The 12324-nt window shown below is 54.6% G+C and carries 11 protein-coding genes and 1 pseudogene; 6 read left to right on the forward strand and 6 right to left on the reverse strand.

The window, feature by feature from the left end; genetic code table 11:
- Positions 1–3: 3 nt before the first annotated feature.
- The gene (locus AC2FNJ_RS10320) at positions 4–267 is read right to left on the reverse strand and encodes a ribbon-helix-helix domain-containing protein (protein ID WP_496764149.1); all 264 of its coding nucleotides are present in this window, start codon (positions 265–267) and stop codon (positions 4–6) included.
- A 209-nt stretch (positions 268–476) separates the two neighbouring features.
- On the opposite strand from AC2FNJ_RS10320, the gene AC2FNJ_RS10325 reads away from it, so the two are divergent.
- Both AC2FNJ_RS10325 and AC2FNJ_RS10330 read left to right on the forward strand, forming a co-directional pair.
- Positions 477–791 (forward strand): hypothetical protein, encoded by a 315-nt coding sequence (locus tag AC2FNJ_RS10325; protein WP_496764150.1) that lies wholly within the window; start codon positions 477–479, stop codon positions 789–791.
- Between the two features lie 412 nt (positions 792–1203).
- A complete protein-coding gene (locus AC2FNJ_RS10330) occupies positions 1204–1557 on the forward strand; it encodes a hypothetical protein (protein ID WP_496764147.1) in 354 nt (117 codons plus the stop codon).
- A gap of 660 nt (positions 1558–2217) precedes the next feature.
- On the opposite strand, the gene AC2FNJ_RS10335 is transcribed toward AC2FNJ_RS10330, so the two are convergent.
- From AC2FNJ_RS10335 to AC2FNJ_RS10355, 5 genes are all read right to left on the reverse strand, one after another.
- A complete protein-coding gene (locus AC2FNJ_RS10335; protein WP_496764148.1) occupies positions 2218–2535 on the reverse strand; it encodes a type II toxin-antitoxin system RelE/ParE family toxin in 318 nt (105 codons plus the stop codon).
- 373 nt (positions 2536–2908) lie between these two features.
- Positions 2909–4363, reverse strand: coding sequence for a mannose-1-phosphate guanylyltransferase/mannose-6-phosphate isomerase (locus tag AC2FNJ_RS10340; protein WP_496764151.1), 1455 nt, complete (start codon positions 4361–4363; stop codon positions 2909–2911).
- Between the two features lie 27 nt (positions 4364–4390).
- The gene (gene fcl / locus AC2FNJ_RS10345; RefSeq protein ID WP_496764152.1) at positions 4391–5359 is read right to left on the reverse strand and encodes a GDP-L-fucose synthase; all 969 of its coding nucleotides are present in this window, start codon (positions 5357–5359) and stop codon (positions 4391–4393) included.
- Between the two features lie 155 nt (positions 5360–5514).
- Complete coding sequence (locus tag AC2FNJ_RS10350) at positions 5515–5745, reverse strand: transposase domain-containing protein (protein ID WP_496764184.1); 231 nt, start codon at positions 5743–5745, stop codon at positions 5515–5517.
- Between the two features lie 64 nt (positions 5746–5809).
- A complete protein-coding gene (locus AC2FNJ_RS10355) occupies positions 5810–7111 on the reverse strand; it encodes a tetratricopeptide repeat protein (RefSeq protein WP_496764153.1) in 1302 nt (433 codons plus the stop codon).
- Between the two features lie 214 nt (positions 7112–7325).
- On the opposite strand from AC2FNJ_RS10355, the gene AC2FNJ_RS10360 reads away from it, so the two are divergent.
- The 4 genes and pseudogenes from AC2FNJ_RS10360 (at position 7326) to AC2FNJ_RS10375 (ending at position 12317) form a co-directional block, all read left to right on the forward strand.
- Positions 7326–8216, forward strand: a complete 891-nt coding sequence (locus tag AC2FNJ_RS10360; protein WP_496764154.1) for a transferrin-binding protein-like solute binding protein — start codon at positions 7326–7328, stop codon at positions 8214–8216.
- Between the two features lie 13 nt (positions 8217–8229).
- Positions 8230–8508 (forward strand): annotated as a pseudogene (locus AC2FNJ_RS10365) (integrase core domain-containing protein); the annotation flags it as partial.
- Between the two features lie 832 nt (positions 8509–9340).
- Positions 9341–9829: a hypothetical protein gene (locus AC2FNJ_RS10370; protein ID WP_496764155.1), complete on the forward strand. Its 489-nt coding sequence runs from the start codon at positions 9341–9343 to the stop codon at positions 9827–9829.
- 319 nt (positions 9830–10148) lie between these two features.
- Positions 10149–12317, forward strand: coding sequence for a calcium-binding protein (locus AC2FNJ_RS10375; RefSeq protein WP_496764156.1), 2169 nt, complete (start codon positions 10149–10151; stop codon positions 12315–12317).
- The last annotated feature ends 7 nt before the right edge of the window (positions 12318–12324 follow it).

Consider the following 12324-nt stretch of genomic DNA (forward strand, 5'->3'; position numbering starts at 1 on the left):
CTGTCAGCCTCTATCCTTGTTCCGGGCAATCACATCCGCCGCCGTCAGCGGCTCATAGGCCCCGTCAGGCGCCGAAAAGGCCTGGACAAGTTCAGATTTCAGTACCTCGAAAGCTTCGCGTTCCACCCGCTCTTTATCACGTCGGATTAGGTCGCGGATGTATTCACTGACATTCTCATAAGAGCCGTTTTCGCCAACATTTGTGGCGACAAACTCGCAAAGGCTCCCGCTCACGCGGACTGTTAAAGTGGATGTAGTGCGTGACATGGCCGCTACCTCAAGCGAAATGTCACTAATATAACCAATATTGAGTACAGAACAAGATAACTGCGGAGCATGGAATAAGCCGATGTCAGTTAGAGGGTCACGTCCGTCAAGGTGGTGTAATTTGTCGGGTGGCCTGAGGGCATGCGTAGCCTGGGTGATCATCCAGATGGAGTTACGACATTTCACACACGGTCCAAGCCGAGACCATGGTGACCAAGATCAACATGGAGCTTCCTGTATGCCGTTGCCGAGTCCGTGTCCCAGATCTCGTAGAAACCGGCGATGAAGATTCGAGCGACGCGGTGTTGTTCAAGTTGAACATCGAATGGCAGATCGCCAACCGGTACATGATGTTGGAGGCGCTTACTCAAATCGACGGCGGGGAACTGACACTCAGATTCTTGGGGAAATGGCCACAGAGCGTCGCCTGGAGTGACTTTTGCTATGATGGGCTCCGCTCCCCTTGTGCGCATCGTAAAGGCTCTCTAAGGGAGCTCTGCGGCTTCTCGGCGCGCCACCGCTGATGGCTCAAGAGTCGTGTAGCAATGATTATGTCATCTCGCCCCCTCTCATGGTTGTCCTATGCCCGTCCGATTGTTGAGGCTTTGGGGACAATGGCCGGCGATTTCGGGGGCTTGAATACGCGTCGCTCTGAGATTCGGGGTTTTAGCGACAAGCCCTTCAGATTCGGGGTTTCGGTGACCGACGTCGGGGTTTCAGTGACCGACGTCGGGGTTTTAACGACAAACGTCGGGGTTTTAGCGACAGGCTCTTTAGATTCGGGGTTTCAGTGACAAGATTCGGGGTTTCAGTGACCGCCGTCTTCCAGGAGGCGTCTCGGGGTCAACTGCGGACTGGCCTTCCAGCCTGCACTCGGCTCTTTGCGTGCTGACTACGATAGTGCATCGCGAAACAACGACTTACACGAGATTAAATATGACCCGCAATTCCACTGCTGAAATACTATCCGATGCAATCAAGGCTTCTGGTCTGACCGATGCGGAGATCGCCGCCCGATCTGGCTTTTCCTATGCCAGTCAAGTGAAGATGATGGCGCTGGGATTAACGCGGTTGCCTCTTAAGCGCGTTCCGGCGCTGGCCCAGGTTCTCGGTCTGGATGAAGGAGCGCTTATGTTGGCGGCGCTAGAAGACGCTCCGGAGCGCACTGCAACAGCAGTGGTCCCAACACGAAGAGTATCGGGCACTGAAACTTCAATCGCTTTCCCGGGGTACCGCTGTCCTGAAGCAACCGCCGCCCGGAGCAATTCAGATCCGCCGGAAACGTCGTGATGTCGTTGTTACCGAGTGGGGCAGGGGGCTTTGAGAGTAGACCACTGCTCTGCTGTACTAGTCCCGGTATAGACGGGGATGCCGGCCTTGCGTCACAAGGTGACAGGAGAGCCAGTATGAGAAGAGTGGGGGCTTGCTTCCGGAGGCTGATGATCTCGCCCCCGGAAAAGCATATCGGCTACGGAAGCCCTTGAAGACAACGTTCATGACCGTTGTTGTCTGCATGTGAACCCATCCCCGTAATCACGGGATCCGACCTTCGTGCTCCTGGTGCATACATCCTATACACTGGTTGCTTTCTATAAGGGTTCGGTTGGTCAGAACTTGACGTTACATTGATTGTTCATGTGCGGTGAAGGTTTCTTATAGAGACGCGGTTGGGCTCAACCACGCATGCAACAGATGTTTCTGCCTGTCGCCCAACACATCTCGGTGCCGGTGCCCGGCAGGAAAAGGCATGATCGGTGCCGAACGCCCAGAGCTCATGGGCCGCCGAAGTCCTAGAGCCGGTTCGAGGGAACAATAATCCAGTCCCGAGGCGCAAATCCGCGGCCAGAGCGAAGCCTTGGAGAGGTGGATTGGCGACACCGGAGAGGACATGAGATGGATGTTTCGCAAAGGGACACCACATTACGCGGATGTGAAAGAACCGGCTTCGTCTCAGGCGGACCGCAGGTCGGCCTTGAAACGGTCGAGCTGATGCATCCGCTCATGCAAGATCGTGACGATGCCGACCTCGCCGTTCGACAGTCTTTTCCAGTAGACGAAATGCCGTTTGAACCGAAAGTAGTAGCCGGCGACGCCGAACTCGGCCGGGATCGGTTTGGATGCCACACCACCGGCATCGATCTCTTCGAATGAGGCAAACAGCTCGGTGATATAGACGTCGGCCTGGTCCGCTCCCCAGCGCCGTCTGGTGTAGCGGTATATCTCGTCAAGACGCAGCGCAGCCGCCTGCTGGATGCGAAATACCGCCAACCTGTCAGCCTCTATCCTTGTTCCGGGCAATCACATCCGCCGCCGTCAGCGGCTCATAGGCCCCGTCAGGCGCCGAAAAGGCCTGGACAAGTTCAGATTTAGTTGAAGAAAATTGATAAAAGCCAACCGTTCTAGGTCGAGAGCAATGGCTTTTGGGAAATTTAAAGCTTTCAGCACCTTACGAGGACGAGTCCCGTCTTAACCCCGTGATAGTCCCGTGACGATTCGTTGTTTTTCTTCACGGGACTCCTTGATGAATTCTGAAAGGTGAATATGAATAACTCTAATATAAATCTAAACGGGTGAGTTGCGAAGCTTGATATTTGTTCTGACTTGCAGGCTCGAAGCAATGAGCCTGTAACTCGACCTACTGTTACCCCTTGGTCCCCTGGCCACGCGCATAGACATCCTCGTAGCGGATGATGTCATCCTCGCCCAGATAGGTGCCGGTCTGCACCTCGATCAGCACCATGCCCACCTTGCCGGGATTCTCCAGCCGGTGCACCGCGCCCAGCGGGATGTAGACGGACTGGTTCTCGGTCACCAGTTGCACCTCGCCGTCGATCGTCACCCGGGCCGTGCCCTGCACCACGATCCAGTGCTCGGCGCGGTGGTGATGGCTCTGCAGGCTGAGCGCCCCGCCCGGGTTCACGTGGATGCGCTTGACCTGAAAACGCCCACCCACCGCCAGGCTCTCGAACCAGCCCCAGGGCCGGTAGTCGCGCGGCAGGGTCTCGGCCTGGGCCGCGCCCTTGGCCTTGAGCGCCGCCACCGCCCGCTTGACCTCCTGCGCCCGGTCCTTGCGGGCGACCAGCACCGCATCGGGCATCGCCACGGCGATCACGTCCTGCAACCCGATCCCGACCAGCTGCTGCGCGTCGGATTCGGCTCTGAGAAGGGTGTTTTCGCATTCCAGGGCGGTTGCAGGGCCGGAGATGACGACACCATCCGCGTCCGGGCCGCTTTCGCGCCAGACCGTGTCCCAGCCGCCCAGATCGGACCAGCCGCCGCCATAGGGCACGACGCTCAGGTTGTCGGCCTTCTCCATCACCGCATAGTCGATCGAGATCCCCTCCAGCGCCGCCCAGGGGTCGGGCGCCAGCCGGGTGAAGCCCAGATCGCGTTCGGCCCCTTCGACCGCCGCGCGCACACCGGCCAGCATCTCCGGCGCGAACGCCTCGAACGCGGCGATCAGGGTGGCGGTGGAGAACAGGAAGATGCCCGCATTCCACAGATGCCGGCCATCCGCGAGCATCGCCTGCGCCGCGGCCGCGTCGGGCTTTTCGACGAAGCGGCGCAACGGCTGCGGCACCGGCGCGAAATCCGCCTCCGGCGCCGCGCTCAGTTCCAGCCAGCCATATCCCGTCTCGGCCCGGTCGGGACGGATGCCGAAGGTGACGATCCGGCCCGCCTGCGCCGCGGCGGCGGCGGCGGCGGCCTGCACGGCGCCGCGGAACCGTGCCGCGTCGGGGATGACGTGATCGGACGGGGCCACCAGCATCAGCGCCCCCGGTTCCCGGGCCTCCAGCACCAGCGCGGCGGCAAGGATCGCAGGGGCGGTGTTGCGCGCCTCGGGCTCGATCAGGGTGGCGGCGGGGGCGATCTCGACCGCCGCCAGCTGTTCCAGCACGATGAAGCGGAAATCCGATCCGGTGATCACCAGCGGCGCGGCAAAGCCCTCGCCCGAAAGCCGGCGGGCCGAAGCCTGGAACAGGCTTTCCTCACCGGTCAGCCGGGCGAACTGCTTGGGATAGCTCTTGCGCGAGAGCGGCCAGAGCCGGGTGCCGGAACCGCCGCAGAGCAACAGGGGATGGATGATCTGGGCCATGCACTCGTTATCCTTGTCCTGCCCGGCCTACTGCCGGAATACGTCCTGATTGTCGAGAAACCACCGATAGGTTTCCGCGATCCCGTCGGCCAGCGGAATCCGCGCCCGCCAGCCCATGCCGGCCAGGCGGCTGACATCCATCAGCTTGCGCGGGGTGCCGTCGGGCTTGGCCGGATCGGTGGCGATGCGGCCCGAAAACCCGGTCTCCCCGGCCACCATCCGCGCCAGCTCCAGAATGCTGACATCGCGGCCCGTGCCCACGTTGATATGGCTCAGCATAGGCTCTGTTTTGGCTTCATATACCGCTTTCGGCAGGTCGAGCACGAAAAGCGCGGCCTCGGCCATGTCGTCCACATGCAGGAACTCGCGCCGGGGCGTGCCGGTGCCCCAGATCACCACCTCGTCCCGGCCCTCCTGCGCCGCCTCGTGGAAGCGGCGGATCAGGGCGGGCAGGACATGGGAGTTTTCGGGATGGAAATTGTCGCCCGGCCCGTAGAGGTTGGTGGGCATCACCGAGCGGTAGTCGGTGCCGTGCTCGCGGTTGTAGCTTTCGCACAGCTTGATGCCGGCGATCTTGGCGATGGCATAGGGTTCGTTGGTGGGCTCCAGCGGGCCGGTCAGCAGCGCGTCCTCGCGCATCGGCTGTTCGGCCAGCCGGGGATAGATGCAGCTCGACCCCAGCTGCAGCAGCCGGGTGACCCCGGCGGCGAAGGCCTGATGGATCACGTTGCATTCGATCATCAGGTTTTCATAGATGAACTGCGCCGGATAGCGGTTGTTGGCCAGGATGCCGCCGACCTTGGCGGCGGCCAGGATCACCACGTCGGGCCGCTCCGCCTCCATGAAAGCGCGCACGGCGGCCTGATCGGTCAGGTCCAGCTCGGCATGGCTGCGGGTGATCGGCTCCAGCGCCTCGCCCGCCGCCCTGCGGGCCTGCAGCCTGCGCAGGATCGCGCTTCCGACCATGCCGCGATGGCCTGCGACGTAGATCCTCATGTCACTGCCCACCTTCCGATCAGCCCCCGGAGGCCGGCGCCTGCGCGCGGCACCGGGTCCGGGGCGGTATCCCGAGTTTCCGAAACCCTGTCAAGTTTGCGGTTCTTGTTGAGTTGCAGTTTGTCGAGTGTAAGCGTCCGGTGTGACTGCTATTTTTAGGGCAGCAAGTCGTTTGCGCAGGTGATCTTGTAGTCGAGGATGCGGGCGATGGTATCGGCAAGCCAGGTTTGCGGATCGACGCCGTTGAGCTTGGCGGTCTCGATTAGGGTATGGGCGACCGCCGCGGTCCGTCCACCAGCGGGTGATCCGACGAAGAGGTAATTCTTGCGGCCGAGGGCGATGGCCCGCATGGCGCGTTCGGTGGTGTCATTGTCCAGTTCCAGGATGCCATGCGCGGGTGTCTCCTCAGTTGGAGAACGGGCTGCGTCAAGAGTTCAATCAGAAATTGACTTAAAAACGACGCTCAACGCCAACGTTGAACTTGTTCTCTCGATAACTGAAGGCATCAATACCAGATTTGGTCCGAGAATGCTCAAGCTCGACAAACGGCGAAAAACCGTTGCCAAAGAAAATGTCGTTCTTCTCGATCCGCAATGTAACTCCAAGGGTCTCTTCGTCCGGATCGCCAGTCAAAAGGGGATTGTTCTCGCTGAATTTTTTCTTTGAGTAGAACGCGCTAGGAGAAATGGTCAAGCCATAGCGCGCGTTGAAGCTTCCAAATACCCTGAGCCCACCGCGAGCATAATTGTCGAAGCTGTAATCCACATTCTTGTCTTCAAGAAACAAGCTCACACCAACCACATTTCGCCCCAAAAAAGATCGGCGAAAACCCAACTCCGCAAGGGTTTCGAAACCATCAAGGGCGTCGGATTTTAGATTATGAAGGCTTGTTGCACCAACGAAGCCAAACAACGAACCGCCAAACAAACCACGGTGCTCGAAAAAGGCCTCAAATCCCGCACGGTTCTCGAAGGCATCACCGGAAACAATCCGAGTGGAAAGAACCGGTGCTAGGGAGATGGTTGTTCTTGGGGAGAGAAGCCGAAGACCCACACGCCCAAAGATCTGATATTCGTCGTACATAGAAGAATTGGCTTCCTTCAAGTCGAACGACATGGCTGCAAAGGCGATGGTCTCTAGTGTCCCGAAAGTGACTTCCATCGGCTTTCGATAGTTCGTGCCCCCGACCACTTGCACACCCAACTTGCTGGTCGTGTCTCTATTCAAAATGAACGGCAGTTGCGCACCAGAAAAATTCAAAAGAACTTCATCGGTATCGTAGTCCCGAGTATTTCCGACTGATACCAACGAGACACTTAGATCCCAGTCAAAACCTCTCCTGGCATCAATGGCTCTGATGTAGTCTAAGACTCTGTACCTTACTGGATCAGGTAGGTCACTGGACAGAACTCTAAAAAACTCACTGCGAGAACGCCGCCACTGTTTGCTCAAAAAGTATGTCCTCGCGAGCTCGAGTCTCACCCGCACCAAGGTTGGATCTTCTGCAAGTATAGCGAGAAACTTCCGCGCCGCATGCTCCGGCCGCCCTCTATTCAAAAGATCAAGGCCAGCCAAGAACGTGCGCTCGATATTCGGATCACCAGCGGCCCTCGTGGGATTCACACGGGTTGGTTCAAACGCCAGCGCAAAGCTACCGGCACCCAGGGTTGCGCCTAGTACCAATCCCAATAGCAGCGTCCATCGGGGCCATTTTCCCATTGCTGTTGCGAGCATTTCCGGGTGTTGGGTCATTTTGTGTTGTGCGTTTATTCAATCTTCAGACATCAAGATAATTCTTAAGACGGAGTCGTTTAGTATCAGTGAAAAAACAAATGTTTGTTCGACAAACTACTTGCTGTCCCGTGGGTTGCCCTAAGCACCGAGAATGGGTGACTTTGGGATAGACAACACTCTGATGCCATATCGGTACACAAGAAGCTGGTAAGCTTTGGATTAAGGATTGGCTATGCGCTCTGCCTTGTTTCTCAGTGGTGCACAACTAGCTTTCATTAGCACCTTGTCAGCTTGTTCAAGTGGTGGAGGCAGTTCGTCAACAACGACGCCAGACGTGATTGCGTTTTCGGGATTCTCCGGCCTCCCCAGTAACGGGACTGCACAACTACAAGGGCAGGCGGTGGTTGCGAATTACACTATCGATCCGAGCACCGGCCAAGTTAAAATTTTTGGTCAAACTGGACCCAACTCAGCTATTGCGAGCTTCACAAACGAGAATGGCAAACTGGTTGCGGTAAGTGCTAATGGACCAGGAGCGAGTGTGAACTTTGATACTAGAAGGGGCGATACCGTCGAGGTCAGCAGTGATTTAGTGGGCGCAGTGTCACTTAGCCGAGAAGAAGTTGCGATCATTGCCGAACCAAACTCGTTTGGATATGAGTATCAGACTTACGGCACTTGGATTACCGGGCTAGGAGCCGGCTCAGGAAAATTTGGCGCGGGCTCTTATGGTGCCAAAACGGTGGCTTCCAGTATGCCAAGTGGAACCACTGCAACTTACAATGGGAACAGTCTAGGTACAGCAAAGCTTTCGGATGGGCAGCAATATTTGACCTCTTCCATCGTAACCGTTTCGACAGATTTTGTGACAGTTGATATTTCAAGTAGAAACACCGAAGCCGTCAGCAGGAAAGATGGAACGCTAAGCCCAGCTTCGGAACTTGACTTTATTGGGTCCGGAAGTGTTTCTGGTGCGATTTTCACCGCAAATTTGTCCGGTCCTGAAACCTCTGGCCGCGCTGATGGACAGTTTTACGGGCCGCAAGCCAATGAAGTTGGGGGAACCTTCCAAACAAGTGGTCCAAGCGGTATTATACATATTGGTTCCTTTGGCGCAAACTGAGGAAATTGTAATCAGCGCCTACACCGCAAGGGAAACCCGCATATTTGCCTGCCAGCTCGGTCTGAAACCCTGCTTCACGCCCGTGGCCAGCCCGCAGTCCAGCGGCATGTCGGAAGCCTTCGTCAAAATGCTCAAGCGCGACTACGCTCGCGTCAATCCGCTGCCGGATGCCGAAACCGTTCTGAGATTGGTTGGAGATTGGATCGAGGATTACAACGACAACCACCCACACAGCGGCCTGAAATGGCGCTCGCCACGCGAGTTCATCAGGGCCAACACCGAAACCGCTTAGGTGTCCGGTGAAACAGGGGCTGGTTCAGTATCGCAGTTGGTGAGAATTACTAATGGCTTAAAAGTGAAGTTAATAAAGCGGGAGCGTTTGAGCCCCCGCGTTATTGCACCGGCGCCGACGAACTGTCGATAGGGTTTCGGTTTGCGTTCCAGTAAGTTGATAAGTTTATCTGCTCATGAAAAAGATATCCGTTCGCAATTAAAAGACCGTGAATATTTTTTGCTAGGATCAGGATCTGTAATTTGTGGAGTTTGGCGGTGTTCCCCTTGAGGGATTCAAGGATCTGTCCGCACTGATTGCTGTGAGGCGATCGTGCTGTATCGGGTTTCACAAGCCCGGCATAGGCTGCGATCTGGCGCCGGTTGTCGAACTTCCAGAACAGTCCCTCATGCACCAGAGTGCTGGCAAACTCCGCGCCAATGTTGGGGTTCTCAACGCGTATGAGGAATACAGTTGCTAAGTCCTATAATGAGATTTTGGCACGCCAGTAGGTGACCTACTTACTGAGCGTTCGTGCGAAACAAGAGCTTCCTGCATTGCAATAAAAGAAGTTTGTTCTAGTGCAGCCACTGTTTGTTCTAAGCCGTTCATCACGGCAAATGTCTTCAGGTCATCTAGAACGTCAAACATCCATTCATATTGACTCACGAGTTCAGCCTTAAACTATTGTCGAGACCGTACCGAACTCACCTGCGAACAGTTAAAACTCCGTAAACGCCATCTGATCTGAGTTGTCTTTACCGGAGCCGAACTTTTTCCAGCATAGATGACCATGGAGTAAAGCGTTAAGGGAATGTTTGCCAGCCTTAATCAGATTTTGGCAGACAGGAGGATGGAACCGAAGATGTTCTGTACAACAACAACACCCTTCAGCTTGGAAGATGCCTGGCAGCTACTGCGTCGACCCCCAGCGGACGTTCAAGTTGCTTGGGAAAACTTCGAAGCGAACTTTGGAACACAGTGGATCCAAGGTTGCTGGCGCGTGAAACGTGCACCAAACTTCTTTGATATTCTCACAATGTGTACTTTCTTGGCGTTAATGGATTATTCCGTCGGCGCCCAAAGAGCCGTACCGATCTCGTGCTATGTAGTAGATGAGGTGTCATCATTTTGGGAACAAAATGGAAGTGATGATCTTTTTGGATTAGGAGAGCGAATCAAATTGCGCCGACTGATAATTCAGGCCTTAAATGAAGGCAAACAAAAATGCGTGATTGGTCTCAATGAGGCGGTGAAAATAGAGGTTGCTAATGCCGTATGCTCAGTGATTCGAAGCGCAAGGAAAGAAATCTTAAAGAACGTCTGTATAAATGAAAACTGAGATGCTCTGAAGTCTTTCGAACCAGGTGCTCAGTCCCATCATCTAGTGGATCGGGGGGGTGATGAATCGAACAGGTTTAGAAGTACATATTTGGCAGATACACTCGTAGGATGTGAGATTACTGAGCGCCTTTAGACGGCGAGTGAAGTTGTAGGCTTCTAGGAAGCCAGCAAGGTGAATTTCCATCGCTGTGATTAAGGTCAAAAGTACCTACAAAGATACTTAAATGCCCGGTTTATTAAGTTGGACGCCGCCAGCCTTATTATTCAATAACTGATTCAGTAGATAAGTCGTCAGCATTTTCTTGGGTGAGAAACGAATGTCCGACTACAGCTACACTCTTGCCGTAAATTCCAAAGGCGAACGGGTGAATCTCGAACATTTCGGGGGCAACATCTTGGGCTTTGACGACAACTTCGCTGATGCCAAAGCCGTCTTGGGACTCACTCAACTTCGGTACCCTGCCGGTCAAGCGCAGTCTGCAAATCTAACTCATATGCCTGGCGGAAAACTGCAGTCGGAACTGGTGGAGTTCATTCAATGGTCTGTTGCAACGGATACGCCTTTTACGCTTGTGCTGCCGGTTGCCGAAAAGTTGGCGTCACAGGTTCAAATGTCCGAGTTTGTCAAAGCGGTCTACGCAGAGCTAAATTACGCAGCTCCGCTTCTCAAAGGCTTCGAAGTCGGGAACGAGTATTTTGGAGATCAGGAACCTTCAAGCTATGGGCAAGACGCTGCCTTGGCAGTTGAACGCTTGGCAAATGCAATTAGTACGCTAAACGCGACTTCCCAAGGGATCTTTGTAGACCCAAGTATTCTCGTTCAAACGGCTCCACCTTGGGACTCAGGTCATGCTGGGAATATGGATGACCGAAACCTAGAAATTATACGGCATTTTGATAAAAATAAAGATCTGAGCGATGGTTTTCAGGCGTCTCTCGCCAGCGCCGCGGTAGATGGGTTAGTATCTCACTTCTATTTCACTAAAAAATTCGATACAGATCACGCGCCGTTTCAGGGTGATTGGACAGAGACCAAGCACCTAGCCGACCGAATTGCGAAGTGGGAAGAGTATTTTCCACAAGAACTAAATTACCACGTGACCGAGTGGAACGTGAAGAGTCAGAACTACAATCAGCAAGGATTGATTGCCGCATCAACCCTTTTAGAGGCCTTCGAGATCATGCTCAAGGAAGGCGTGGACGCAGCCGATATTTGGGGTGTTCGGCTTAAGAACTACAACGCATTGGCTGGCGGTAACACCCCTCACCACGACGTCGTACTTTCGCCCGGTGGTCAAATATTTTCTTGGATGCGAGAAAGCTTGTTCGATGAAAATGGCGCCGGATTGTCACTCGTAGACTTGAACATCTCACCAAGTGATGACTTGGCATTCGAGATTAACGCCTTCCAGAGTGATACCAAGACTGTACTATATGTTTCTAGTAGGACAGGTAGATTTGGGACTCAGGTAAACCTGGACTTAGGCTATTTGGGACTGATCTCCCCGAGCGTTTCCGCACGAAAGTTAGGAATCCTGTCTGAAAGTTCAGACGGCTTGAGTGATCGAGCCGTGTACGATGAAGACGGTGGTCTGATCGGCGGGACGCGGAACAGAATGAGAGAAATCGACGAAACGGAAAAAGCGGCCCTCGAAAAAAAGCTGGAAGGGCTTTTTCAGAACGGTGTGTTGGACAGTAGTATTTTTTCGTCTGATGAAAACGGCATGTACAAAACTTATCTACCGCCATCGGAAACTATCTTCCTGCGCCCGAACGTGGAAAGTGATGCAGCCGATGGAATTGAAGATTTCTATTTTGCTGGCGAAGTAGATGTTGCTACCGAAGTAACCACCGTTCCGATTGATGACATCTATGATGTGAATTTGGTTCTGGATCCATACGAAGTCGTTGAAATTACCTTGTTATCAGAACGACCAATTGCCCGCATTTCGGATGGCCAACCTGAATTTGGCAACGAGGTGCAAGGCATCTCAATTGGTTTGAATGAGTTGGCCCCATTGTTGGGGTGGTCAAATAAAAACGATAACTTACTTGGCAATGGGCGCGACCATGTGGTTGGTGGTACGGGTGACGATGTGATCCATGGCGGTGCCGGATATGACAAACTCGTTGGAGGCGACGGCAACGATGTTCTGTTTGGGAACGAAGGACGCGACCATTTGGAGGGAGGGGCAGGTAGTGATCAGTTGAGAGGTGGTCGAAACAACGATTATCTCCACGGCGGAGAGGGTGCAGACCTTTTCATATTTCTAGCGGGAGACGGGCTTGATCGGATCATGGACTTTGAGCTTGGGATTGATAGGGTTCATTTCATCGGTCTTGGGCTCACATTCGTAGACTTACAAATTACCCAAGAGGGAAGTAATGCGCGCGTCGACTACTCTAGCGTTTTGAATGAAGGCAGCGTGTTGTTTTGGGACACGCTGGCAATAGACCTTGGTAGCGACGATTTCCTGTTTTTTTGATGTCCGT

Source organism: Ruegeria sp. BHSB196, assembly GCF_059613135.1.

Excerpts from the sequence above, each read along its gene's own strand:
- AC2FNJ_RS10320 (WP_496764149.1), bottom strand. The coding sequence starts at position 267 with ATGTCACGCACTACATCCACTTTAACAGTCCGCGTGAGCGGGAGCCTT.
- AC2FNJ_RS10330 (WP_496764147.1), top strand. The coding sequence starts at position 1,204 with ATGACCCGCAATTCCACTGCTGAAATACTATCCGATGCAATCAAGGCT.
- AC2FNJ_RS10340 (WP_496764151.1), bottom strand. The coding sequence starts at position 4,363 with ATGGCCCAGATCATCCATCCCCTGTTGCTCTGCGGCGGTTCCGGCACC.
- fcl (WP_496764152.1), bottom strand. The coding sequence starts at position 5,359 with ATGAGGATCTACGTCGCAGGCCATCGCGGCATGGTCGGAAGCGCGATC.
- AC2FNJ_RS10355 (WP_496764153.1), bottom strand. The coding sequence starts at position 7,111 with ATGACCCAACACCCGGAAATGCTCGCAACAGCAATGGGAAAATGGCCC.
- AC2FNJ_RS10360 (WP_496764154.1), top strand. The coding sequence starts at position 7,326 with ATGCGCTCTGCCTTGTTTCTCAGTGGTGCACAACTAGCTTTCATTAGC.
- AC2FNJ_RS10370 (WP_496764155.1), top strand. The coding sequence starts at position 9,341 with ATGGAACCGAAGATGTTCTGTACAACAACAACACCCTTCAGCTTGGAA.
- AC2FNJ_RS10375 (WP_496764156.1), top strand. The coding sequence starts at position 10,149 with ATGTCCGACTACAGCTACACTCTTGCCGTAAATTCCAAAGGCGAACGG.